Annotated in this window: 22 protein-coding genes and 3 pseudogenes; 14 read left to right on the forward strand and 11 right to left on the reverse strand. The window is 68.9% G+C overall.

Going from position 1 to position 23912, the window contains the following annotated elements; translation table 11 throughout:
- Window positions 1–5: 5 nt before the first annotated feature.
- Together ACFWTC_RS11980 and ACFWTC_RS11985 are read right to left on the reverse strand one after the other, a co-directional pair.
- On the reverse strand, window positions 6–770 hold the full coding sequence (locus tag ACFWTC_RS11980) for an MlaE family ABC transporter permease (RefSeq protein WP_383915669.1): 765 nt from the start codon (window positions 768–770) through the stop codon (window positions 6–8).
- Window positions 767–1777, reverse strand: a complete 1011-nt coding sequence (locus ACFWTC_RS11985) for an ABC transporter ATP-binding protein (protein ID WP_383915671.1) — start codon at window positions 1775–1777, stop codon at window positions 767–769. Before ACFWTC_RS11985 ends, ACFWTC_RS11980 begins: the two co-directional genes overlap by 4 nt.
- A gap of 735 nt (window positions 1778–2512) precedes the next feature.
- On the opposite strand from ACFWTC_RS11985, the gene ACFWTC_RS11990 reads away from it, so the two are divergent.
- The 4 genes from ACFWTC_RS11990 to ACFWTC_RS12005 all read left to right on the forward strand — a co-directional run bounded on the left by ACFWTC_RS11990 (window position 2513) and on the right by ACFWTC_RS12005 (window position 7485).
- Window positions 2513–3148, forward strand: coding sequence for a hypothetical protein (locus ACFWTC_RS11990; RefSeq protein ID WP_383915673.1), 636 nt, complete (start codon window positions 2513–2515; stop codon window positions 3146–3148).
- 227 nt (window positions 3149–3375) lie between these two features.
- Window positions 3376–4995, forward strand: coding sequence for a DUF6801 domain-containing protein (locus ACFWTC_RS11995; RefSeq protein WP_384027940.1), 1620 nt, complete (start codon window positions 3376–3378; stop codon window positions 4993–4995).
- A gap of 122 nt (window positions 4996–5117) precedes the next feature.
- The gene (locus ACFWTC_RS12000; protein ID WP_384027939.1) at window positions 5118–6062 is read left to right on the forward strand and encodes a hypothetical protein; all 945 of its coding nucleotides are present in this window, start codon (window positions 5118–5120) and stop codon (window positions 6060–6062) included.
- A 211-nt stretch (window positions 6063–6273) separates the two neighbouring features.
- The gene (locus ACFWTC_RS12005; RefSeq protein WP_384027938.1) at window positions 6274–7485 is read left to right on the forward strand and encodes a helix-turn-helix domain-containing protein; all 1212 of its coding nucleotides are present in this window, start codon (window positions 6274–6276) and stop codon (window positions 7483–7485) included.
- A gap of 20 nt (window positions 7486–7505) precedes the next feature.
- On the opposite strand, the pseudogene ACFWTC_RS12010 reads toward ACFWTC_RS12005, so the two are convergent.
- A pseudogene (locus ACFWTC_RS12010) lies at window positions 7506–7837 on the reverse strand (LLM class flavin-dependent oxidoreductase); the annotation flags it as partial.
- A 298-nt stretch (window positions 7838–8135) separates the two neighbouring features.
- Between ACFWTC_RS12010 and rpmB the strand changes: the two are divergent.
- The 10 genes and pseudogenes from rpmB to ACFWTC_RS12060 all read left to right on the forward strand — a co-directional run.
- The gene (rpmB, locus tag ACFWTC_RS12015; protein WP_384027937.1) at window positions 8136–8372 is read left to right on the forward strand and encodes a 50S ribosomal protein L28; all 237 of its coding nucleotides are present in this window, start codon (window positions 8136–8138) and stop codon (window positions 8370–8372) included.
- The gene (gene rpsN, locus ACFWTC_RS12020) at window positions 8372–8677 is read left to right on the forward strand and encodes a 30S ribosomal protein S14 (protein ID WP_383915683.1); all 306 of its coding nucleotides are present in this window, start codon (window positions 8372–8374) and stop codon (window positions 8675–8677) included. The genes rpmB and rpsN overlap by 1 nt, the downstream gene beginning before the upstream one ends.
- A 687-nt stretch (window positions 8678–9364) precedes the next feature.
- Window positions 9365–9535: a 50S ribosomal protein L32 gene (gene rpmF, locus ACFWTC_RS12025; protein WP_183068845.1), complete on the forward strand. Its 171-nt coding sequence runs from the start codon at window positions 9365–9367 to the stop codon at window positions 9533–9535.
- A 4-nt stretch (window positions 9536–9539) separates the two neighbouring features.
- Window positions 9540–10724 carry a GTP-binding protein gene (locus ACFWTC_RS12030; protein WP_384027936.1) on the forward strand — a complete coding sequence of 395 codons (1185 nt, stop codon included), beginning with the start codon at window positions 9540–9542 and terminating at the stop codon, window positions 10722–10724.
- A gap of 95 nt (window positions 10725–10819) precedes the next feature.
- The gene (rpmG, locus tag ACFWTC_RS12035; RefSeq protein ID WP_018553596.1) at window positions 10820–10984 is read left to right on the forward strand and encodes a 50S ribosomal protein L33; all 165 of its coding nucleotides are present in this window, start codon (window positions 10820–10822) and stop codon (window positions 10982–10984) included.
- 27 nt (window positions 10985–11011) lie between these two features.
- On the forward strand, window positions 11012–11260 hold the full coding sequence (locus ACFWTC_RS12040) for a type B 50S ribosomal protein L31 (RefSeq protein WP_383915690.1): 249 nt from the start codon (window positions 11012–11014) through the stop codon (window positions 11258–11260).
- 26 nt (window positions 11261–11286) lie between these two features.
- Window positions 11287–12399 (forward strand): CobW family GTP-binding protein, encoded by a 1113-nt coding sequence (locus ACFWTC_RS12045; protein ID WP_383915867.1) that lies wholly within the window; start codon window positions 11287–11289, stop codon window positions 12397–12399.
- A gap of 54 nt (window positions 12400–12453) precedes the next feature.
- The gene (gene rpsR, locus ACFWTC_RS12050; protein WP_383915692.1) at window positions 12454–12690 is read left to right on the forward strand and encodes a 30S ribosomal protein S18; all 237 of its coding nucleotides are present in this window, start codon (window positions 12454–12456) and stop codon (window positions 12688–12690) included.
- Between the two features lie 57 nt (window positions 12691–12747).
- A pseudogene (locus ACFWTC_RS12055) lies at window positions 12748–12843 on the forward strand (GNAT family N-acetyltransferase); the annotation flags it as partial.
- Between the two features lie 141 nt (window positions 12844–12984).
- Window positions 12985–13562, forward strand: a pseudogene (locus ACFWTC_RS12060) (Y4yA family PLP-dependent enzyme); the annotation flags it as partial.
- An 884-nt stretch (window positions 13563–14446) separates the two neighbouring features.
- On the opposite strand, the gene ACFWTC_RS12065 reads toward ACFWTC_RS12060, so the two are convergent.
- From ACFWTC_RS12065 to ACFWTC_RS12100, 8 genes are all read right to left on the reverse strand, one after another.
- Window positions 14447–15262: an ABC transporter ATP-binding protein gene (locus ACFWTC_RS12065; protein ID WP_384027935.1), complete on the reverse strand. Its 816-nt coding sequence runs from the start codon at window positions 15260–15262 to the stop codon at window positions 14447–14449.
- Window positions 15262–16290 carry a FecCD family ABC transporter permease gene (locus ACFWTC_RS12070; protein ID WP_383915869.1) on the reverse strand — a complete coding sequence of 343 codons (1029 nt, stop codon included), beginning with the start codon at window positions 16288–16290 and terminating at the stop codon, window positions 15262–15264. Before ACFWTC_RS12070 ends, ACFWTC_RS12065 begins: the two co-directional genes overlap by 1 nt.
- A gap of 80 nt (window positions 16291–16370) precedes the next feature.
- Complete coding sequence (locus ACFWTC_RS12075; RefSeq protein ID WP_384027934.1) at window positions 16371–17372, reverse strand: ABC transporter substrate-binding protein; 1002 nt, start codon at window positions 17370–17372, stop codon at window positions 16371–16373.
- Window positions 17373–17590: 218 nt separating this feature from the next.
- Window positions 17591–18559, reverse strand: coding sequence for a PLP-dependent cysteine synthase family protein (locus tag ACFWTC_RS12080; protein ID WP_383915698.1), 969 nt, complete (start codon window positions 18557–18559; stop codon window positions 17591–17593).
- An 11-nt stretch (window positions 18560–18570) separates the two neighbouring features.
- Window positions 18571–19662, reverse strand: a complete 1092-nt coding sequence (gene hisC, locus ACFWTC_RS12085) for a histidinol-phosphate transaminase (RefSeq protein WP_383915700.1) — start codon at window positions 19660–19662, stop codon at window positions 18571–18573.
- A gap of 47 nt (window positions 19663–19709) precedes the next feature.
- The gene (locus ACFWTC_RS12090) at window positions 19710–21143 is read right to left on the reverse strand and encodes an MATE family efflux transporter (RefSeq protein WP_384027933.1); all 1434 of its coding nucleotides are present in this window, start codon (window positions 21141–21143) and stop codon (window positions 19710–19712) included.
- Window positions 21140–22120 (reverse strand): ornithine cyclodeaminase, encoded by a 981-nt coding sequence (locus ACFWTC_RS12095; protein ID WP_383915704.1) that lies wholly within the window; start codon window positions 22118–22120, stop codon window positions 21140–21142. The genes ACFWTC_RS12090 and ACFWTC_RS12095 overlap by 4 nt, the downstream gene beginning before the upstream one ends.
- Window positions 22121–22170: 50 nt before the next feature.
- The gene (locus ACFWTC_RS12100; RefSeq protein WP_384027932.1) at window positions 22171–23565 is read right to left on the reverse strand and encodes an alanine racemase; all 1395 of its coding nucleotides are present in this window, start codon (window positions 23563–23565) and stop codon (window positions 22171–22173) included.
- Window positions 23566–23912: the final 347 nt, after the last annotated feature.

The following is a 23912-nucleotide window of genomic DNA, read 5'->3' on the forward strand; positions in this document are numbered from 1 at the left end:
CGGCCTCAGCCTCCCTTCGGCGGGACGATGTGCAGGTAGATGGCCGTCAGCACCATGTTCACGAAGAACAGCAGCATGAACGTGATGACGACGGACTGGTTGACGGCGTCGCCGACCCCCTTGGGGCCGCCGCGGGGGTTGAGGCCGCGGTAGGCGGCGACGATGCCCGCGATGAAACCGAAGACGAGGGCCTTGAACTCGCTGATGTACAGGTCGGGGAGCTGGGCGAGCGCGGAGAAGCTGGACAGGTAGGCGCCCGGGGTGCCGCCCTGGAGGATGACGTTGAAGAAGTACCCGCCGAGGGTGCCGACGACGGACACCAGACCGTTGAGGAGCACGGCAACGCCCATCGTCGCCAGCACCCTTGGTACGACCAGGCGTTGGACGGGCGAGACGCCCATGACCTCCATCGCGTCGAGCTCCTCGCGGATCGTGCGGGAGCCGAGGTCGGCGCAGATGGCGGAGCCGCCGGCGCCGGCGATGAGCAGGGCGACGATGAGCGGGCTCGCCTGCTGGATGATGGCGAGGACGCTGGCGCCTCCGGTGAACGACTGCGCGCCCAGCTGCTGGGTGAGCGAGCCGACCTGGAGGGCGATCACCGCGCCGAACGGGATGGAGACGAGCGCGGCCGGCAGGATCGTGATGCTGGCGATGAACCAGAACTGCTCGACGAACTCCCGGAACTGGAAGGGCCGTCTGAAGATGGACCGGCCCACCTCGGCCGCGAGGGCGAAGAGGCGGCCGGTGTGACGCAATCCGCTCGTGATCACGAACCGCTCCCGGTGGCCGGCAGCCGCAGGGTGGGCGCCTGCGCCCCGCGCGCGTACGTGTCCTCGATGGCGGCGCGGGCGGCGGGCGGCAGCGTGTCGAGCATGCCGAGGACGCGCTCGCGGCGCCGCAGGGCCGCCTGGCGCTGCGGCAGTCCGGGCGAGGGCTCCAGTTGCGGAACGATGACCCGGGGCGCGGCGGGTTCGGCGGAGGGGACGGCGGCCTCGGCGGCGAGCGTGGCCGCGTCCTTCTCCTCGGACATCCCGATGGGGCCTTCGCGCCGTCCCGCGAGGAACTGCGCCACGACCGGCTCGTCACTGGTGAGCAGCACTTCGCGCGGGCCGAAGGTGACGAGGTTGCGCCGGAAGAGCATCCCCATGTTGTCGGGGACGGTGGCGGCGATGTCGAGGTTGTGGGTGACGATGAGCATCGTCGCGTCGATCTGTGCGTTGAGGTCGATCAGCAGCTGGGAGAGGTTGGCGGTGCGGACGGGGTCGAGGCCGGAGTCCGGCTCGTCGCACAGCACGATCTGCGGGTCGAGCACGAGCGCGCGGGCCAGTCCCGCCCGCTTGCGCATGCCGCCGCTGATCTCGCCGGGGAGCTTGCCCTCGGAGCCGACGAGCCCGACGACGTCGATGCGCTCCATGACGATCCGGCGGATCTCCGACTCCTTCTTGCGCGTGTGCTCGCGCAGCGGGAAGGCGATGTTGTCGAAGAGGGACATGGATCCGAAGAGTGCTCCGTCCTGGAACATGAGGCCGAAGAGTTTGCGGGCCTCGTATATGTCGCGTTCGGGGCTGTTCACCATGTCGACTCCCGCCACGAGGACGCGTCCCCGTTCTGGCTTCAGCAGACCGATGAGCGACTTGAGGAACACCGTCTTCCCCGTACCGGAAGGACCGAGCATGACGCTGACTTCACCTGCGGGCAAGGTCAAGGTCACGTCCTGCCAGATGTTCTGTTTGCCGAAGGACATGGTCAGACCCTCAACAGCCACCTCGATTCCCATATCACCTCCAGCAGGCGTGTCGCGTGCGCTTCGCAGGCCGCACGTTAGGTCGTTCACGATCATCGGGACAATAGGCGTGACACCAATTCGGCCCGGCGCCCCGGAATTTGTCACCACGCGGACAAATCCGGGTGCGCCACTTGTCTCCGGTGAGACAGGGTGGGGCCCCTCGGGGCCGTGAGCCGGATCGGCGGGGCCCCGTCGAAAGGCGCCGGCCCCGGCGGGAGGCCGGGCCGAGACCATCGGGCAGGACTAGTGCCGTCAGGGGCCGCCAACCAGGGGTCGAGCGTCGCACCCGGAACGCTACGGCTGGGTAACATCCGACGGCAATACGCAGGTACGAGTTTTTCGCGACGCCGCCCGCGCCTCCGCGTTCCTTGTCACGCGGAGCACACATACGCACCGCCGCTTGTCATGACGGAGAGCACTTCCTCTTCATATCGAGATTCACGCGCCCCGTCCGGCGGAAAAAGTGGCAGCGCGGTGCGTGATCGATCGAAATTGTCGACATTGCGCACCCGGAGACTAAGGCGGCACCGAGGACCGCTCACCCGGCGAACAGGTAATTCAGGCTCTTCAAAGAATCTTGAACTGCGCCATTGTTCAGCCAAGTTTCCCGCAAGTAACGTCAGCGTCGCGGCCGAGGAACACCCAGCCGCGGGTCCTCTGTGTCTCCCCCATCGCACAGCTGCGGCCCACCTCTGCCGGTCAATCCCCAAGGAGAGTCCCAGAGCCATGAAGAAGACCATCAGAAACCTCGCCGTCGTCACCGGTGCCGCTGCCGCCGCGTTCACCTTGACCGTGGGCCCGGCATCGGCCGTGCCTTCCACCACGTGGACCGTCAACCCGTCCCCCTCGACCTACACGGCGACGAACAGCGGGAACATCGTCCTCAGCGTCAACGGCATCGCCATGACGTGTACGACGTCGGGCGCCTCCGGCTCGATGGCCAGCGCCACCGGCAACCCGGCCACCGTCGGCTCGATCAGCGCCATCAACTTCGGTGCCAGCGGCTCGCCCTGCACGAGTGTCCTGGGCAACGTGACCACCGTTCCGACCACCCCGTGGACCGTGGTGGCCCAGGACTACACCGCCGCGACCGGCGTCACCAAGGGCTACATCGGCAACGTCGACGCCAAGGTCACCGTCGGTGCCTGCGTCTTCCGTGTGACGGGCAAGGCGGCCAGCACGTATACCAACTCGACGGGCAAGCTCGCGGTCGCCAGCACCTCCGGTCAGCTCACCGTCGTCTCGTCGACCAACTGCGGCAGCGCCGTCCCGGTCGGCGCCAAGCCGATCTTCACCGGCGCCTACCTGGTCAAGAAGACCGGCACCACGGTCATCCCGACCATCGTCGGCTCCAACCCGTAAGGCGTGCGGGAGTGCCACTGGCACTCCCCCGGGTCCGTGCGCCCGACCGGTGAACCCGGCCGGGCGTTCGCCGACCCTCGCGCCGACCCTCGCGCCGGCTCTCGACGCCGTCCCTCGACACGGGCCCTCGACGTCGACCCTCGACACCGAACAGACACGCCGAACAGATACGCCGACCGGCCGCGCCGGCCGTCGGCGCCCCGGACGATGCCCGAGCGGAGCAAGCGATGAGAGGCCACCCTCCCGCCCTGGGGACACACCGCGTCCGCGCGCGCGGTGCGGCGATCGCCGCCCTCGCGGCGCTCGCCCCCCTGATCCCGTCGGCGGCCGCCGCGGTGGGCTCGCAGGAGATCACCGCGAAGCTGTCCTACGACTGCGCGCTGCCCTCGGGGCACCAGCGGGCCGCGGTTCGGGTGACGGCCACCTTCCCCGACCGGGCCACGGCCGGCGAGAGGATCCTTCCCACCGGGGTGACCACGACGGTCGAGCTCCCGGCCGCGGCGGTCGCCGACCTCACGGCCCTCAAGGCCACCACGGTGGCGCCCGAGACCAGGCTGGCGCTCGACGTCGCCCAGCGCGGGGCCGCGACGCAGGCCCTCTGGCGTGGCACCGCCGGGGCCCCGCCCGCCGCCGTTCCCGCCGAAGGCCCGCTGACCCTCACCACCACCGGCGACGCCCCGACCGTAACGGCGGTCGCCGACGGCGACCTCACCTTCACGGCCGCGGACCTCGGCATCGACCTCGCCCTCGGTACTGCCGACGGAGGACCCGCCACTCCCCCGTCCCTCACCCTCGCCTGCACCCTGGCGAAGGATGCGGACGGCCACGGCCTTCTCGCCACCGTGCCGGTCGGTCCGGCCCCCTCCACCCCGGCCCCGAGCGGTTTGCCCTCCCCGTCGGCCCCCACCGCCCCGGCGTCCGGGCGGCCGACCGACCCGGCGTCCCCGACGGCCCCCGGCACCCCGAAGGGGTCGACGGCGCCCGGGACTCCCCCCGATCGGGCGAGCGGGGGCAAGGACAAGGCTCCGAAGGTCGGCGACTCCCGCGCCGGCGCGTCGGCCGTCAGACCGCCGGCGCCGCCGTGCGTCAAGCAGAACCCGACCGACAAGTCGCTCAACGCGTACATCACGGGCTACTCCAACGTCCGCAAACTGGGCGGCGCCTCCCTGATCCCGGTGTCGTGCGTGCAGATCGAACAGGGCGACCCGGAGATCGCCTTCCCTCCGGACGGGAGCATCCACCTGCTCCAGAAGTCGGAGGGCCATCTCGACTACCAGGGCCGCAAACAGACCCCGCCGTTCCAGTCCACCTTCCTGACCTTCGGTTTCACCCCGACGACGGCGACCATGATCCTTGAGCAGGCGGGGCCCATGACCGTCGCGTCGGACGTCCTGCTCGTCTTCCCGGACAACATCGCCGAGACGTACGTGCGCGCCCCGCTGGTCCTTCGCGTACTGGACGTCAAGGTCAACGGCACGCCTCTGGACGTCGGCCCGTCGTGCCGTACGGAGACCCCGCTCAGCTCCCCCGAGCCCGATCCGGCCACGTACCCGGGCCCGCACCTCGTGATGCTCGGGAAGGGGCAGCTCATCAACGGCACGGACGCCACCGGTTACGTCCTGACCTCGGGCGGGCCGCTGACGGGCGAGGTGACCATCCCCCCCTTCACCGGCTGCGGCGCGGGCGGTGAGGACCTGGACCGGCTGCTGACCGCGTCCATCTCGGGCCCCGGCAACTACGTCAAGCAGATCCAGGGGCAGACGTGTGCGGTGGGCGTCGAGGTACCCACCGAGGGCCAGTGCACCGAGGACCGCCAGCCGTACGTGGTCCCCGCACCGGAGCGCTGATCCGTACCACTGCCCAGACACCCGGCGCACCCCGGCACAGCCGGACCGCGCACCGGCACCCCCACCCCCGCACTCCCGCACCACAGACCCGAACGTCCCCCCGTCATCGAAAGGCACCCTCCATGCCACTCGCCTCCGCACGTACCCGGCTCGCCACCGTCTCGGCGCTGACCGCGTTCGGCGCGTTCGCCTCCCTCGGTACGGCGACCGCCGCCACGCCGGCCCTCAACGGGGCGTGGGGTCCGTTCACCCGCTGTCCCGTCGACTCGCCGACGATGCTCGGGGCGGACGGTCTGGACAAGGCACCGCAGTGCGTCGTCTCCTACGCCGCCAGCGGGTCCATCAAGCTGGGCAACACGACGGTCATCACCGGCAACAGCAACCTCCAGATGGGCGTCGTCCAGAACTCCGACGGCACCAGCACCGTCGTCGCGCCCCCCTCCGGCGCGATCATCGCCGCCTCGGCGACGGTGCCCGGCGGTCTCCTCGGGCTGATGTGCCCGAGCAACATCCCGGGCATCACCGCCATCTGCAAGCAGCTCTCGGACGCCAAGCTCAACAAGATCACCGCGACCCTGGAGTCGGTGGGCACCCCGTATGACTTCGACCAGATAGCGGGCGTCGTCACCGACCAGACGATCGTGAACATCCCGGTCCGCATCCGCCTGGAGAACCCGTTCCTGGGCAGCAACTGCTACATCGGCACGAAGAACAACCCGATCGTCCTGAAGCCGAAGAACCTGAACTACCCGTCGTTCGCCGTGGAGCGGTTCGACGGTGACGGCAGCGCGAACGAGGAGGGCGAGATGAGCCGCCTCAACCTCCTCGGCTCCACCCAGAGCGACACGTCCTTCGCCGTCCCCGGCGCCAGCGGCTGCGGGCTGGGGCTGTTCGGAGTGATCGACGCGGCGGTCAACCTCAAGACCGGCCTGCCGTCCGCGGCGGGCAGGAACAGCCTGACCCTGAACAACACCCAGACCTACCTGGGCGGGCTCTTCGCCCCGGGCACGATCGCCCCCGATGCGGGCAAGCAGCTCGCCCGGAACTGGCACTCGGCAGTCAAGTAACGGTCAGCGAACGACGATTACCGGCCGACTCGCCGGACTACACCCGCACTCCTGCGCATCTCCTGCCCAAACGGTGTACAGCACAGCAGACTTGACCTAGCGTCAGCACCTCACACAGGTATGTACCTGACGGTCGCGCAGCGCCCTCCAGCCAGCAGGGCGCTGTCACGCCGCTCCCCCACCGGGCGCGCAGGAGAGCAAGGGATCAGTCATGCCCTCGATGCCAGAACCAGCGGACCTCGGCGAACCGCTCGACCCGCTCCCCAAGGAGTTCGCAGCCTTGATGAGGCCCGAGGTCCCGGGGCTCATCAAGGAGATACGGGTCGAGGTCCAGCGCGCCTATCCGGTGTACGCCCGCCTCCTCAACGGCCCCAACGCGGACGCCATCCGACAGGGTGTGGAGCAGGCACTGGCCACGTTCGTGGACCGCGTCGCCGACCCCGGCACGAGCTCGGTCCTGCGTGACGAACTGCTGCGCAAGTTCGGCCGGGTGGAGGCCTACGAGGGCCGTGACCTGGACACCCTCCAGGGTGCCTACCGGCTCGGCGCACGCATCGCACTGCGCCGGGCCAAGCACATGGGCCGCCAGTACAACCTGTCCCCCTCGCTGATCCTCGCCTTCGCGGACGCGCTCTTCGCCTACGTCGACGAGCTGGAGGCAGTCGCGCGCGAGGGGTACGCGGAGGTACAGGAACGTGCGCCCTCCGAGTTATCGGCGTTACGCCGGAAACTGCTCCATCTCATCCTCGTCGGATCGCCCCTGCCGCAGGCGACCATCGCCGAGCTGTGCGAGCAGGCGTCCTGGGAACTCCCGGCGCAGTGCACGCTGGTGGCCTTGCGCGCCCCGGCCCCCGATCACGTACGGGCATGCCTCGACCGGGATGTCCTCGCCGACCTCGGCATCCCGCAGCCGCACCTGCTGATCCCCGGGCCGCTCACCCCCGAGCGCCTGGCGATGCTCGAGTCCGTCCTCGCGGGCGCCCCGGCCGTCATCGGCCTGACCGTGCCACCGCCGCAGGCCGCCGACTCCATCCGGTGGGCCAGGAAGGTGCTGCAGCTCATCGACGACGGGATCGTGCCGGACGGCCCGGTCGTGCACTGCGAAGACCATCTGACCACCTTGTGGCTCCTGTCCGACCCCGCGCTGGTCGCGCACATCGCGGCCCGCGAACTGGCCCCGCTCAGCGGGCTGGGCGGCTCCCGGCGCGGCCGCCTCGTCGAGACGCTGCGCGTCCACATCGCCACACGGGCCCCCGCCGAACAGGTCGGCGAGGTGCTCGGCGTCCACGCGCAGACGGTCCGCTACCGCCTGCGCAACCTGGACGCCCGCCTGGGCGACCGCATCACGGACCCGGACCACCGCTTCGCGCTGGAGGCGGCCCTGCGCTCGCTCCACCTCCAGGGCAACGACTACGCGGAATGACCCGGCCCGCGCCGCGGGGCCGGCCTCCTGTCGGCTCCGCGCCGCTCGCAGGAGTCAGCCGCGGAGTCCCCGCGGCCGATCCCGCACACGGTGCGGTTGCCGTACATGTCGTTCAGCGTGGCGAAGATGGAGGCGGTCACCTCCCAGGTGCGCGTACCGGGGTTGGTGACCATCGGCCCGACGTGCACGCGCTGGGTGTTGGCGCGAATCTGGCTGTAGATGACGAACGGTTCCTGCCACAGCAGTGCCGGAAGGTCCAGCCGTAGCGGAAGCCGTTGCGCTCGCCGCGCTTCATGAGGCTGACGACCTGGGAGGCCGGCGGGTCGGTTTGCAGGACGAGGCCGAAGCCCATCCATGGCTCCTTGCTGCTGCGTGCGGGTTTACGGCTTAGTGGAGGAGGTCCATGCGGTTCTCCACTCCCGGCAGCGTTCGGGATCTTCGAGAAGTCCCCGCGTCCCCAAGACGGCCACCGCCGGCGCAGAAGACGTGACGCGGCGAAGGGCTCTCCACATCCTCGACCGCACTGAACACCCTCCAACCCGATCCCCTCTGGCGAGCCTGCGGCGGGCGGGGCCGGGCGACCACGCGGCTAGTATATGGATATGGTTTCCATTACCAATACGAAGGCCAGAGAAAGGCAGGTACCACCCATGTCCGCCCACTGCCAACTGACCGGCGCCAAGCCAGGGTTCGGCAACAGCATCTCCCACTCCCACCGGCGCACGTCACGACGCTTCGACCCGAACATCCAGAGCAAGCGCTACTGGTTGCCCAGCGGGGGTCGCAACGTCCGCCTGACCCTGAGTGCCAAGGCGATCAAGACGGTGGACTCGATCGGCATCGAAGCGGCTGCGGCCCGGATCCGGGCGCGCGGAGGGAAGGTCTAATGGCGAAGAAGAGCAAGATCGCGCAGAACGAGCAGCGGAAGGCTACCGTCGAGCGGTATGCCGCCCGGCGAGCCGAACTGAAGGCGATCGTCAACAGCCCTTCGTCCGCCGATGCCGATCGACAGGCCGCCGTTGCAGAGCTGCGGCGGCAGCCCCGCAACGCCAGTGCCACCCGCGTACGCAACCGCGACAGCGTGGATGGCCGCCCCCGCGGCTACCTTCGCAAGTTCGGGCTCTCCCGGGTCCGCACCCGCCGACAGGCACACGCCGGATTCCTGCCGGGAGTGACCAAGTCCTCCTGGTGATGCGAGCCGAATGACGTCGCAGCCGCGACTCGCACCCCACCGCACGGGGTCGGTGGGGTGCTTCGGCAGGAGCGGGAGCGCTGTCCGGCGCGACCTGGACGTACGGAAACGGTCCCGCCGCGCGGGAAGCAGGATCCACTGCGCCATCGCCCCGACGACTGCGCCGTCCAACCTCGAGACCTCCTTCGTCTGTGGCGGGCCAGAGTCGGCGCCGATTGCCTCGACGACCACTACGACGCCGCCCCGGTCCTCGTCGGTGTCGATCCGGCGGCTCTCCTCGCGGACATCACCTGCGTGCACCGGACGATGCGGCTGTGGGACGGGGACGATCGCGGAGAACCGCTCACCCCGGCCGAGGGCGCCGCACGCCAGGTGGAAGCCGCCGACGCCTAGATCCCGGGAGACGGCCCACCCGGCACCACCAGGTCCGATCTGGCGGCCTCCACCTTGCTTCGGATCCTCAACGCCCGCGCAGGCGTGATCACACTCGACGGGCTCGCCACTCAGCAGCCGTCCCGAGACCGGGCGCTGACCCGCAGGAGGGTGCCGGGGCAGGCAAGGGAGGCATGGGCGGCGTGGCTGGAACCGGTGAAGATCCACGCACCTCGACCAGCCCTTAATTGAAAATGGTCGTCGTTTTCATATACGCTCGCGCCGAGCACCTTCGACACCTCACAGGAGATCCCGATGGCCGTCCCGAAGCGGAAGATGTCCCGCAGCAACACCCGCCACCGCCGGGCACAGTGGAAGGCCACGACGCCGCAGCTCGTCCCGATCACGGTCGACGGCTCCGTGTACCAGGTCCCGCAGCGCCTGGTGAAGGCATACGAACGCGGCCTCCTGCACCCCGAGGGCTGAGTCGATGGCACGCCCGACCAACACACCACTCCCGGTCACCGTCCTGTCCGGATTCCTCGGCGCCGGCAAGACCACCCTGCTCAACCACGTACTGGGCAACCGCGAGGGCCTGCGCGTAGCAGTCATCGTCAACGACATGAGCGAGGTCAACATCGACGCCGCGCTCGTCCGCGGCGGCGAGGCCGCACTGTCGCGCACCGAGGAGCGGCTGGTCGAAATGACCAACGGGTGCATCTGCTGCACCCTGCGCGACGATCTGCTGGAGGAGGTCGACCGACTGGCCCGCGAGGGGCGCTTCGACTACCTCCTCATCGAGTCCAGCGGGATTTCCGAGCCGATGCCCGTGGCGGCCACGTTCTCGTTCCCGCGCGATGACGGCGCCACCCTCGGCGACCTCGCCCGCCTCGACACCATGGTCACCGTCGTGGACGCCGCGAACTTCCTGCCGGAGCTCGCCGGGGGCGACGAACTCACCGCACGCGGCCTCGACCAGTACGAGGACGACGAGCGCACCGTCAGCGACCTCCTCATGGACCAGATCGAGTTCGCGGACGTCATCGTCCTCAACAAACTCGACCTGGTCGGGCCGACCGAGGTCGCCAGGCTGCGGGCGGTACTCTCGCGACTGAACCCCGAGGCGAGGATCGTTCCCGCCGTCCGCGGGCAGGTGACCCTCGAACAGGTGCTGGGCACCGGCCTGTTCGACGTCGAGCGTGCTCAGCAGGCCCCGGGCTGGGTCAAGGAGCTCAATGGCGACCACGTCCCGGAAACCGAGGAGTACGGCATCTCCTCGCTCGTCTTCCGCGCCGACCTCCCCTTCCACCCCGGCCGGCTGTGGACCTTCGTCACCAAGGGCCTCGACAGCGGCGCCTTCGGACAGATCCTGCGCTCCAAGGGCTTCTTCCGGCTCGCCAGCCGCCCCCGCGTGACCGGCCTCTGGTCCCAGGCCGGCGCGGTGGCCCGCTTCGAGCCCTCGGGCGCCCGCGGACCGGACACCACGCAGGGCCAGGAGCTCGTCTTCATCGGCACAGGCCTGCGCGCCGACGCACTTCGGGCGGCCCTCGAAGCCTGCCTCCTGGGCCCGGGCGAAGCCGTACCCGCCGTGGACGACTTCCCGGACTGGGGGACGTACGGAATCGACGACGCCTGCGAGCACGAAAACGGGCAAGCCGTGGGCGCTACCGCCTGAAGACTCCGGGCCGGACGGTGGTCGCAGCCACGGCACCGTCCGGCCCGGCTTTTCTCATCTATTGAACATGATTTCCATTTCCGTATACTGAGGTCATGGCACGCAACGAAGTACGCCCGATCATCAAGCTCCGCTCCACCGCCGGCACCGGCTACACCTACGTCACTCGCAAGAACCGGCGCAACGACCCCGACCGGCTGGTGCTGCGCAAGTTCGACCCGGTGGTGCGCCGGCACGTCGACTTCCGCGAAGAGCGCTGACCCCTCCTCCCCAGAGAGAGCCACCCCATGAAGCCTGGAATCCACCCCGCCTACGGCCCCGTCGTCTTCCGTGACAAGGCCGCCGACTTCGCTTTCCTGACACGCTCGACCGCCACCAGCGCCAAGACGGTCGATTGGGAAGACGGAAACACCTACCCGGTCATCGACGTAGAGATCTCCTCGCGGAGCCACCCCTTCTACACCGGCACCGCACGTGTCCTGGACACCGCGGGACGCGTCGAACGCTTCGAACGCCGCTACGGAGGGGGTAAGTGACCCTCCCCGTCGTGATCGTCGGCGGAATGCACACCGACGCGCGCAAGGAGACCGTCGAGCACCTGCTGCGCGCCGTGCCGGGAAGTATCGCCCTGCACCACGATCTGTCCTCGGCGGCCGGCGGCAACGTACTGCGCACGCTGCGCGATTCGGGGGGCACGGTGACCACCGACGAGACTCCGCTGGTCAACGACTGTGCCTGCTGCGCGTTGCGTGAGGACCTCGTCCCCGAGCTGGAGCGGCTGGCCGCCGGCGGCCTGACCCGCCTGGCCGTGGTGGAACTCTGGGACTCGGTCGAGCCCAGGGCGATGGCCGAGGTCGTGGCCGCCCACGCCGGTGAGGTACTGGAACTCACGAACGTGATCACCGCCGTTGACCCCGCGCTCGTCCTGCCCTGCCTCGGCAACGGGGACGACCTCAGCGAGGCCGGCCTCGCCGCCGCGGCCACCGACCAGCGGACCGTCGGAGACACCTGGGCCCGTCAGCTCGAATACGCGCCGGTCCTGGCGATCGCCGACAGCGAGGAGGCCGACGACGAGGACCGCGCCCTGCTCGCCCAGCTGCACCCGACTGCCGTCCAGGTGCCCACCGGCTCCAGCGAACTCACCCGCTTGGCGTTCGCCGGCTTCGACGTGGAGACGGCCGCCGCCGCCCAGCACCCGGCCTGCGCGCTCCTCCCCCAGGAGGCCGACGAGGCCGGAGTCGCCACGCTTGTGTGGCAGCGCCGTCGGCCGTTCCACCCCGAGCGGCTCTACGAAGCCCTGGAGGATCTGACCTGCGCTGCGGCCCGTAGCCGCGGCCGGTTCTGGCTCGCCGACCGTCCCGACACCCTCCTGGCCTGGGACGCGGCCGGTGGCGCGCTGTGTGTGGAGAGCGCCGGCCCCTGGCTGGCCTCGCTCCCCGACGCCGCCTGGGAGCTGGTTCCCGCCATGCGTCAGGCCGCGGCCGCCCTCAATTGGGATCCCGAGCACGGCGACTGCTGCCAGCACCTGGTCTTCACCTCGCCGGGTCTCGACCGCGACGGGATCGAACAGCTCCTGGATTCCTGCCTCTTGACCGAAGCCGAGTACACGGCCGGGCGGGAAGCGTGGAAGCAGCTCCCCGCCGCCTTCGGTCCGTTGCTCGACTCCGTTTCCTGACCTCTCCGTCCCATTCACCGACACCCCGTAGCCCCCGTACTCCGAGGAACACCTATGGCCGGCCGCCCCTCCCCCAGCAAGCCGCTGAAGTCCCGCCCCAACCCGCTGGACACGGCAGGGATCACGTACATCGACTACAAGGACACCGACCTGCTCCGTAAGTTCATCTCCGACCGGGGCAAGATCCGCAGCCGCCGGGTCACCCGTGTCACGGCGCAACAGCAGCGCCAGCTCGCACTGGCCGTCAAGAACGCCCGCGAGATGGCCCTGCTCCCGTACGCCAGCCGGTAGCGGACGGCCCGTACGCCACCCCGCCGCCCCCGGTCGTCTGGCAGCCTGATCAGCATGAGGCTCGGGTGGATGGAGGTGGGTCGGTGGCCGGGTGCGCTGCGCGTGGCACCGGGCGACGACCGTGTCGACATCCTCATGAGCATCCGGCTGTGAACCGTCCTGTTCCGGCCGATGCGGGAGCGGATCCGGCCCGCCCCCTGGAGCGTTGGCACAAGGGGGCCCATGATGGAGCCCAGCCGTACGAACAATCGCTGAGAGCAAGCCTGCATTCCTCGTCGGGGAGGCACAGCCGGCATGAGCGACGCGCCTCTGTACCTGGAACCTCGGCACGGTGTGGCGATGGCGTCGCTCCTGCGGTCGGGCTCCTTCCTGCAGCCGCTGGTGGACGCGCTCGGATCGCCTCTGAATGTGGTGCTCCCTGATCAGATCGCTCTGAATCTGGGAGCGTTCCGCTCCGTCCTGCGCGGGCATCAGCTCTCCGGTCGGGTCTTCTTCGCGCACAAGGCGAACCGGTCGAGCGCTCTGGTCCGCCGCCTGACGACGACCGAAGCCGGCCTGGACGCTGCCTCCCTGGGCGAATTGCAGTATGCGCTCGGCTCCGGCTTTACCGCCGAGAAAGTGATGGCGACCGGCCCGAAGGACCCGGAGTTCCAGTGGCTGGCCGCGCCGCGCGGTCCGGTGCGATCGTCAATGCCGACGGGGCGGGCGAGCTGGTCGAGGCCGCCGGATTCGTCCGGAGCCATGGCCTGCCGCGGCTGAGGGTCCTGCTGCGCCTGTCCGAGTTCGAGACCTCCGGTGCGAGGACCCTCTCCCGCGCGAGCCGGTTCGGCACCTCCTTCAAGGCCCTCGGCCGCCTCCTCGACACCCTGGATTTCGGTGCCAGGCCCTCGCCCAGGAGGACTGGCAGTCCTGGTGGTCCAGCGCAACGGCCGACCCTGCGCTCTCCACCTCGCCCGAACGGACGGGAGGGCGCCGCCACCCGCCCTGCGAGGGCAACGACCTCTCCGTCTCCGGCCACATCGAGCTTCTGCGCGAGGCGGGGATCGGGCATGCCGGTACCGTCTGGCAGTTCGGCAACAGCCACGTTCTGGTGGCCGTGCGCTGAGGACGGCCACGACCCGGTCGAGGCCCAGGCCTTACGGCTCGGACGTGCCGTCGGCGCGTGCTGCGGGATCGTGGTGGGCTACGCGGTGCTCCTCCGGCAGGGCCCGCCTCAGGACGTCGTCACCCACGCGGGGCAGGTGCGGAGTGTGGTTGACCAGGCGTGCCGAGTTGCCGACCACCCCGATGGAAGACGGTCGCCATGACCGCTCCGACCTCGATGCCGGCTGCCCAGGCGGATACCTGGGCGACGGCTTCAGTGCTCCAGCCGCCGCTGACGAAGCACATATGGGCGAGCGTACGGCAGGCGGCCGGGCCCACTCAGCGGACCCCGTCGAAGGCGTGATGGGCGACGTTGCGCGATTGGATGCTGCTGCCGAGCCCCCGCATGACACTGAGCCGTCCCGGCTGGCAGCTGATCGTCAGCAAGGAACGATCCGGCAGCAGGCCTCGGTTGAGGCGCGGGATGCGGACGGCGTGCGTCTGCCCTGTCGCGCCAGCGACACCACCGTCCGGACGGGCCACGCTCCGGGAACCGCGTCGGCCGCGCTTCCGCTGGGTTCCGAATCCATTGCGCCCGCCCTTGTCGTAGTTGTCTGCCTGCCGACATCGGCGACAGCGGCGCGGCCGGGGTGGTCGGCAGCTGATGAGCCCCCTACTGGAGTCCGAGTGGCATCGCTTCCCTGGCAGTCGATCGCGTGGCTGTGGCGGCCAGGTAGGTGATGCGGAGGGTGCCGGTGGTGTGTTCGCGGTCGACGAGCACGTTGACGCCGTAGACCGATTTGATCAGGTCCGGGGTCAACACGGTCTCTGGGGCGCCGGCGGCGGCCACCTGTCCGTGGTCGAGGACGACGATGTGGTCGCAGTACCGGGCCGCGAGGTTGAGGTCGTGCAGGGCGATGACGCAGGTCACGTCCAGTGATGTCAGAAGGTCGAGGAGTTCGAGCTGGTGGCGGATGTCGAGGTGGTTGGTGGGTTCGTCGAGCAGGATCTCCCGGGGCTCCTGGGCGAGGGCGCGGGCGAGTTGGGTGCGCTGTCTCTCCCCCCCGGAGAGGGTGTGCCAGGTCCGGTGCTGTTTGTCGGTGATGTCGGTCCGTTCCAGCGCTGCGTCGACGATCCGCCGATCGTGCTCGGTCAGCGCGTCGAAGCGGCCGCGGAAGGGTGTGCGGCCGAGTTCCACGACTTGGCGGACGTTGACGTGGTTGTGGGCGGACACGTCCTGTTCGACGACGGCGAGCCGTCGGGCCAGCACCCTGGCGCTGAGGTCGTTCAGGGCGGTGTCGTCGTAGCGGATGGTTCCGGTGTCGGGGCGCCGCAGTCCGGCGAGCAGGCGCAGCAGTGTCGACTTGCCCGAGCCGTTGGGGCCAAGGAGGCCGACGGTCTTTCCGTCGTGTGCCGCCATCTCGATGTTGTCCAGCAGCCGGTGGCCCTTGACCGACCAGGAGAGTTGGGTGGTGGTGATGCGGCCCATCAGGACTCCAGACGCTTCAGGACCAGCGCGAAGGCGGGCGCGCCGAGAAGCGCGGTGATGACGCCGGCGGGCAGCTCGTGGGGCGAGAACGCTGTCCGCGCGAACACGTCCACCCAGATGAGGAAGATGGCGCCGACGATCGCGGACATAGGAAGCAGGGTGCGGTGCATCGGGCCCGCCAGGATGCGGACGGCATGCGGGATCAGCAGCCCGATGAAGCCGATCGCCCCGGAGGCCGCGACGGCGGCCGCCGTGATGACCGAGGTCAGCACCATCAGCCAGATGCGGGCCGCGGTGACGTTGATCCCCAGCGCGGCGGCGGAGTCCCACCCGAAGGTGAAGGCGTCGAGGGCGGGCGCGAAGAACTGCACGGCGGCCACCCCGATCAGGATGATCACGACGGTGACAATTACCCCCTCCCATCGGGCGCCCCCGAGGGTGCCGAGCAGCCAGTAGGTGAAGCCGCGTGTGGAGTTCGCGTCCCCGCTGACCATGAGGATGACCGAGGTGACCGCGGCGAAGAACTGGGATACGAGCACACCGGTGAGCACTACGCGGGAAGGGCTGGCGACGCGCCCGCCGCCGAGCAGGAGCAGCAGCAGGCCGAAGGAGACCAGGCCGCCGATGAAGGCTCCGGTGGAGAGGGAGATGCTTCCGCCGATGCCCAGCAGGAGAACGGCGACCGCGCCGGTGGAGGCGCCGGAGGAGACCCCCAGCAGGTAGGGGTCGGCCAGGGGATTCCTGGTGACCGCTTGCAGGACCGTGCCCGAGACCGCCAGGGCCATGCCGACGGCGGCGGCCAGCAACACTCGCGGGAAGCGCGACTCCCAGATCAGGGCGTCCAGCAGCCCCGGCAGTGGTGGGGTGGGGGCGATACTGCGCAGACCGACGTGCCGCAGAATCGTGGAGACGACATCGAGGGGACGGATGTTCGCGCTCCCGAACAGCGATGCAACGACGACCGACACCAGCAGCCCGGCCACGGCCAAGAAGAAGAGCGCCACCGTTGAGGCGCGCTGCGGGCCCACCGGAACCTTTTCACTGCTGGTGATCGGATTCCCGGCGGGCGCGGCAGTCCTGTCTGAACTCGTCGTCATGGCGGAACGGTTCACCCTAGCTTGTTGAGGCCGTCGACCAGCGCGGGAACCACGGACGCGCTGCCGTAGCCGGGATCCATGTGGGTGCCGGGGATGGAGATGAACCGGTCGCCCTTCACTGCGGCGAGCTTGCTGGTGAGTGGGTCCTTCTTGAGGAGGTCGATCTTCTCCTTGGCGGTGTCGTTGGGTTCGCCTCGGGTCAGGTCGGCCAGGATGATGACGTCGGGGTTGCGGGCGGCGACCTCGTCCCAGCTGACCTCCGCCCACTTGGTCTTCGCGTCGGCGAAGATGTTCTCGACCCCGACGAGTTCCGAGATGTGCTGCGGCAGACCACCGGGGCCCGCGGCCCACGGAGTGCCCTCGTAGGTGGAGTAGAACCACATCACCTTCAGCGGCGTGTCCCGCTTCTTGACGGCGCCCAGCGCCTTGTCCACCACGGCCCGCTGCTCGGTGGCCAGTTTCTCTCCGGCGGCGGGCACGTCCATGATCTTGCCGAGCCGGCGGTACTCCTCGTACATCATCTCGAAGTTCGCGCCTGCGACGCTCTCGTGGAACGAGCAGTCGAACTCGGTCAGGTAAGTCGGCACGCCCAGGCCGTGCAGCTGCTTGCGGTCGCCGGACTGCTCCGCGGTGAACATGCTCGCGAAGGAGCCGTAGACGAAGTCCGGCTGCGCTTCCAGCAGCTTCTCGTGCTTGATCTCCTGCCCGCGCGCGGACAGAAGCGGAATCTTCTTGTACTGCTCGACGATCGCGTCCGGCGTCTTTTCGATCTCGTAGCCCGATCCGGCGATTCGGTCGGCGACCCCCAGGTGGATGAGGATCTCGGCGGCGGTCTGGTTCAGCGTGACGACCTTCTTCGGGGCGGCCTTGTGGGTCACATCGATGCCGCAGTTCTTGAGGGTGAACGGGTACGTCGTCGCGCTCGCCCCCGTCGCCTTTGCCCGCGCGCCGGCATCGGTAGCCGGGTCTGGCGTGCACCCCGCAACCGAGAGCACGACCAGGGCCGCCACCATTATGGTTATCGTTTTCGTTTTCATTAGCAGGAAGGTACCAGTTCGTAGGCGAGGGCAGAAGGGTCCTGGCAGCTCAGGCGGACCGCCTGGCGGAGCCAGTCGAGGAACACGTCACATGAGAGACGGCCCGTCGCGGCGGACGTGAAGCGCCGCTTACCGCACGTCGGTGGAACCGACCGGATTCGCCCGGTGTTCTGGCCGTTCGGTCGGGACGGGGGTTACCGCAGCATCGCGGCCAGCCGGTGGACGACCTGCTCGTCGTACAGGCCGTTGGCAGCCATCCAGTCGTCGTTGAACACGGTGTCGAGGTACTTGTCGCCGCCGTCGCAGACCAGCACGACGATGGTGGTCTCAGGCCCCGCGCTCTGGGCCCGCTCCAATGCCTTGTAGACCACGCCGCCCGCCGAACCGCCGATGAGGATGCCGAAGTTCCTGGCCAGGTAGCGGCAGGTCTCGAAGGCTTCCGAGTCGCTTGCCTTGACCCCCTGGTCGAAGAGTTCGTAGTCGACGACGCCGCCGATCTCCGAGCCTTCAGGCGTCCCGGTGCCGGACTGGTGGTAGGGCGCGCCCTTGCCGCCGAAGACGACGGATCCCACCGGCTCGACGCCGATGATCTTCAGTTCCGGAATGCGTTCCCGCAGGACTCGGCCGGTTCCGCAGAGCGAGCCACCGGTGCCGACGGCCCCGTACAGGTAGTGGATGTCTTCGCCCAGGTCGTCGTGGAGTTCGCGGGCGAGCGGCCGATAGCCGTTGGGGTTGCCCTGGTTGCGGTGTTGCGCGGTCCAGTACGCACCGTGTTCGGCCGCGAGCCGCTCGGCCACGGTGTCGCGTTCGGCGGTGGCCAGGCCGTCAGCCTCACCGGCGACGTTGAGGATGTCGGCACCGTAGGCGCGCATGCCGCGCAGCTTGTCCGTACTGGAGTGGTTGTCCACCACGGCGGTGAACTTGTATCCGCGTTCGGCGGCTATGAGCGCCAGGCCGAGCCCGGTGTTGCCGGAGGTGGACTCGACGAGCCACCCGCCGGGGGTGAGCAGCCCAGCCGCCTCCGCCTCGTCCACCATGTTCCTGGCCATCCGGATCTTGGCGGTGCCGGTGGGGTTGTACTGCTCCAGCTTCAGCAGGACGATTGCCGAGCTGTCCGGAACTGCCAGTTTCAGCAATGGCGTTCGTCCGATCAGGTCGGACACCTTACTCCTGATCACGAGGTGCCTTTCGCGCAGATCTCCGTCAGACACCGCACGAAGACGTCGTTGTCTCCGGGGGTCGACAGTGAGGCTCGGATGTAGTTCTCGTATCCCGGTTCGCGCCACGCCTTGACGATGATTCCGGCGCGGTGCAGCTCTTGGGCGACCCGGTCGGAGCGACAGCCGGTGTCGATGAAGAGGAAGTTGGTCGAGGACGGGACCACACGCAGTCCCGCGCCGCGCAACCGGTCGGAGACCCTGTCGATCTCCAGGCCGGTCCGACGGACCGTGTCGGCCAGGTGCGCGTGGTCGCCCAGCGCGGCGATGGCGGCAACCTGGGCGAGCTGGTTGACGTTGTACGGGGTGCGGACCCGGTCCAGTGCCTGGATCAGGGCGGCGTCGGAGGCGATCCCGTATCCCACCCGGAAGCCCGCCAGGCCGTAGGCCTTGGAGAAGGTGCGTAGCACGATCCACGGCCGGTCCAGTGCGCGCAGAGCCTCCAGCCCGTCGGCGTAGTCCGGGCTGGGGCGGGCGAACTCTCCGTACGCCTCGTCGAGCACCAGCAGGGCCGACTCCGGAGTGTCGGCCACGATGCGCTCCAGTTGGCCGGCGCTGAGCATCGCGCCGGTGGGGTTGCACGGGTTGGCGAGGAAGACGAGTTTCGGGCCTGCGGCCAGCGCGTCGCGCCAGGCGTCCGCGTCGAACCCGAACTCTGCGGTGACCGCGACCTTTTCGACCCGGGCACCCATGACGCGGGGGAAGATCTCGTGCAGGCTGAACCCGGGCGCCTGGGTGACCACCAGGTCACCGGGATCGAGTACGGCCTGGCACAGCAACTCCAGGATGTTCTCCGAGCCGTTGCCGAGCACGACGCGCTCGGCAGGCACCTCCAGGTTCTCCCCGATGGTCTCGGCCAGCCGTTTGCCGGTGGGGTCGGGGTAGCGGGAGACTCCGTCGGCCAGGCCCCGGCGGACAGCTTCGGCGACCACCGGAGAGATGCCGTACGGGCTCTCGTTGTTGGAGAGTTTGATCACGCGGCGGCCGCCGCTGAGCGCAGCCACCTCGTCCGCGTCGGCGCCGGGATCGTAGAGGGGCAGGCCAGCCACTTCCCTGCGTATCAAGGAGGCCGAAGTGGCACGTGCGAGGGCATGGTTCATGACGACTCCGGTTCCGGGACGGATGCGCCGGACGTCTCCCGGTGGAGCCGGTCGACGCGGCGCAGGAAGGCGACCAGCAGGATGGCGGCGGTGGCCGCGAGGCCGATGGTCTGGCCGGTCCAGACGCCCTCGACGCCCCAGTCGGCGGTCACCCCGAGCAGGTAACCGGCGGGCAGCCCGATCAGCCAGTACCCGACGAGCGAGATCCGGAACGGCCCGGCGGTGTCGCCGATGCCGCGCAGGATCCCGTTGCCGATGTTCTGCATGGCGTCGAAGACCTGCATGAGGGCGGCGATCAGCAGTCCGGTCACGGTCAGCGCGATGATGTCCGAGTTGCCGGCGTGCTCGGCCGAGATGAACAAGGACACGATCGGGGCGGGGATCGCCAGGTACACGACGGCGACCACCAGCGTCGCGATCACGCCCCAGGCCGTGCCGAGAAGCCCCGTTCTGCGTGCCGTCACGTAGTCGTTACCGCCGGCGGCCTCGCTGATGTGGATCGACGCCGCGTGCGACAAGCCGGCGGAGATCATGAAGACGATGTAGACGATCTGGTTCAGCACCGTCTGCGCGGCCAGGGCCTCGACGCCCAGGGCGCCGATGATCAGGGTGAGCACACTGAAGAACCCGGCCTCCGAGGCATAGGTTCCCGAGATCGGCAGGCCGAGGCGCCAGACGGACCGGACCGCGTCTGCGGACCAGCGCCGCGCGTGGGGCGAGGTGAGGTACGGGCGCAGGACGCTGTCGCGCAGGATCACCGCGACGAACGCCAGGAAGGACAACAGGAACACCGTGACAGTGGCGATCGCGACGCCGACGAATCCGAATGCGGGCAGGCCAAACTTGCCGTAGATCAAGATGTAGTTCAGGCCGATGGTCGCGCCGATCGAGGCCAGCGTGATGGCCAGCAGCGGCCCGGGCCGCTTGAGGCCGGTGGTGAAGTGCCGCAGGTTCTGGAACCACAGGCAGGGCAGCATGCCCGGCGCCATGACCATCAGGAACTCGCCGGCCTTGTCGACCACCGTCGGGTCCTGACCCAGCAGGACGAGCAGTGGGCCGATCAGCAGCAGCACCGCGCAGAACACCACACCGCAGACGGTCGCCCAGAAGAACCCTGCGAACAGCAGCGCGCCGATTCGCTCACGGTCGCCCCGCACTCGCGCCTCGGCCACCAGGTTGCTGACTCCGGTGACCATGCCTGTCCCGGTGGTGCGCAGCTGGTTGAAGAGCGCGATGGCCAGACCCGCGGCGGCGATCTCGACCGTCCCGAGCCTGCCCAGCATCACGATGTCCACGGTGGTCAGCGCGACGTAGGCGAAGTTGGTCAGGATCAACGGGAAGGCGAGCTTGAGCAGCGCCCGCGAGTTCTTGACCCACCAGGCGGCGTAGGTCTGCGTCGTGCCGGTCGTGCCGGTCGTGTCGGTGCTCACCAGAAGTTGACCTTTTCCCCGCGCCCGCCCGCCAGGGCGAGATCGGCTATGTACCGGCCCAGCGCGGCATCAGTGACCGCCATACCGCTGTTGTAGGCGAAGACCACGTCGTCCGGATGGCGACGGGCAGGTGCCCGGCCGAGCAGGATGTCCGGCAGTTGGGCGTCCACCGACGGCAAGCTGCCGTCCTCGCCCCGCAGGTCGTCGCAAGTGGCATGCATCTGGGCGGTATCAGTGGCGATCCGGTAGTCCGCGCCGTGACATACGTCGGCGTGCACGCCGTACCCGAGCAGAACGCCGACCGAGCCCGGCTTCATCCACTCACGCCGGACCTCCTCCGTGACGGACAGGCCGGCGGCGCCGATCACGATGTCCGCCTCACCGGCGGCCTCCCGAAGATCCTTCACGATCTCCACCTCGCGGCCGTCGACGCTGTCCTGGACAGCGCGTAGACCATCGGGGTAGGTGCCGAACACCTGCAGCCGCTCCAGTTCCGGCATGGCCTCGACCAGCATCGGCAGCGCCATCTGTCCCTGGACGCCGGTGCCGACGACCAGGGCGCTTCGCGCGTCGGGGCAGGCCGCGCGGGCGAACAGCGCGGTGGTGGCCGAGGACCGCAACGGTCCGAGCTTCACCACGTCCATCAGCGCGATGGGTGCCCCGGTGGTGTCGTCGACGAGGAAGACGAACGAGTGAAACCGGTAACTGTCCCGATTGCGGCGCGGGTCGAACTCGTAGACGGCCTTGAAGCAGACAGTGCCGCTACCGGCGTCCCTGGCCACCATCGAATAGCTCAGCGATCGGTGACCAGGATCGTCGATGACCGTCTTGACCGGGTTGTCCGAGCCACCTTCGCGCAACGCGCGGTAGGCCCGCTCGACGACAGCGATCACCTGTCGGCGGTCGAGGTCCAGCCCTTCTTGCTGGGACTGCGGCAACAGCCACAACTGCTGCTGTGGAGCATGGTTTTGTGACACGCGAGGCTTCTCCTTCGTTGGCGGTCGCATCGGATTGGTTCGAGGTCGCACTAGATTCCGTCCAGTCGCCAGCGCGGCGGGGCCCCGCCATCACCGAGCCGGAGGACGGCTTTCAACGGCAGTGCGGCGTCATGGAACGGTGATTCGTTGGAGTCCATCTGGTAGCCGGCGGTGTTGAGGTAGACCAAGTGGTCACCGCGCCTTACGGGCCGCGGAAAGCCGATCTTCCGCCAGGTCACCAGATCGTTTTCCAAGCAGGTCGAGCCCGCGACGCAGGCCGGGAACATCTCGTCGGCGACGGGCTGCGCGGACACCAGCAGCGGGTCGGGGAGGTAGTCGCTGTTGAACCACTGTTCGGAGAGACTGAAACTGCTGCCCGCGACGGTGACGATCGCGTACCCGTCGGTCTCCCGTCGGTCGTCGACCTGCTGTACGCGGTACATGGTGAATCCGGCCTGGTCCAGGAGGGCTCGGCCGGGCTCGAGCACGAACCGGATACCGTTGCGCTCCGCCTTCGCCGACAGGTTCTCGGCACCGTCGACCGGATGCGCCATGATCGCGCGCACTGCCTGGGCCGCGGTCTGCCCACCGTACGGATAGAAGTCTTCGAAGCTCTTGGCCGCATGGTAGTGAGCCGGCTCGTTCTGCGCGAGGAACGCGTCCCAGAGCCGCGGCTCGACATAGCGAACCGGCAACCCGCCGCCGATGTTGACCAGTTCAGCGAAGTGCGAGCCGCGCCGCCTGGCGTCGAGACAGTGCTCGATCATCTCGTTCGCCGCCGTCGCGCGTTCCGCGGTGGAGTAGCCGTTCAGGTGGAAGGAGAATCCGCGGAGGCTGACGTGGGCCGCAAGTTCCGCGCACAGGCTGACGGCGGTCTCACGTTCCGCGGCGGACAGCCCGAAGCGGCTTGCCGACTGACCGGCCGTCCGGGACCGCAGCAGCACTCTGGCCTGCCGCCGCCCGAGCCGCGCGGTCGCTGCCAGCCGTCGGAGTTCACTGACCGAGTCGACGGCCACCAGGCAGCCGTGCTGAACAGCGAGGGCATGCAGCGCGTCGTCCTTTTCCGGGCCGGAAATCCCGATCCGGCGCCCGGGAACCCCGCCGGCCAGGGCCTTCACCAGTTCGGGCGTGCTGGCCACGTCGATCCCGACCCCGAGGGACGCGGCCGACCTGACGTAACAGTCAGCCTTGTTCGCCTTCTTGGCGAACAGAATGTCGACAGTTGCGCCCGCCTCGGCGAACGCCTGCTGAAGTCCGACGATGTTTTCCTCGAAGACCTCAGGCAGTACGACGTGCAGCGGCGATCCCAAGCCGTCCAAGAGATCGGCCAGCAGGGTGCGGTGATCCGCCAAGAGCGTCGAGACCGTGGGATGGCGGAGTGCGGGGAGTGCGAAGGGCCGGACTTCGGCCGTCCGGGGCTCCAGCACCTGTCGTGAGATGAGCACCCCGTACTTCTATACGATTATGACACTCATTTTCAACACGAGCTCTGGATATGTTCGGCTGAGGCGAGGTGCGAATATGTGTCATTGTGGCGAATCGGACATATGATGCCCTGAATGCGCCGAGTTGGAGGCCGAGCAGTTCGACGTAGGTCCCACCGATGGCGAGAGACTGCTCTTCGTGGGTACCGGCCTCGGCCACGCGTCCGCCGGGGATGGCGACGACCCGGTCGGCGATTGGGAGGGTGGAGACCCGCCGCGCTGCGACCAAGGCGGTGCGCGCGTGCCAGGCCTCATCGACTGCCCGGATGAACACCCCGATCATATGCTCGGCCGTGTAGCTGGCGAGG

Source organism: Streptomyces sp. NPDC058619 (genome assembly GCF_042717785.1).
GTDB lineage: Bacteria > Actinomycetota > Actinomycetes > Streptomycetales > Streptomycetaceae > Streptomyces.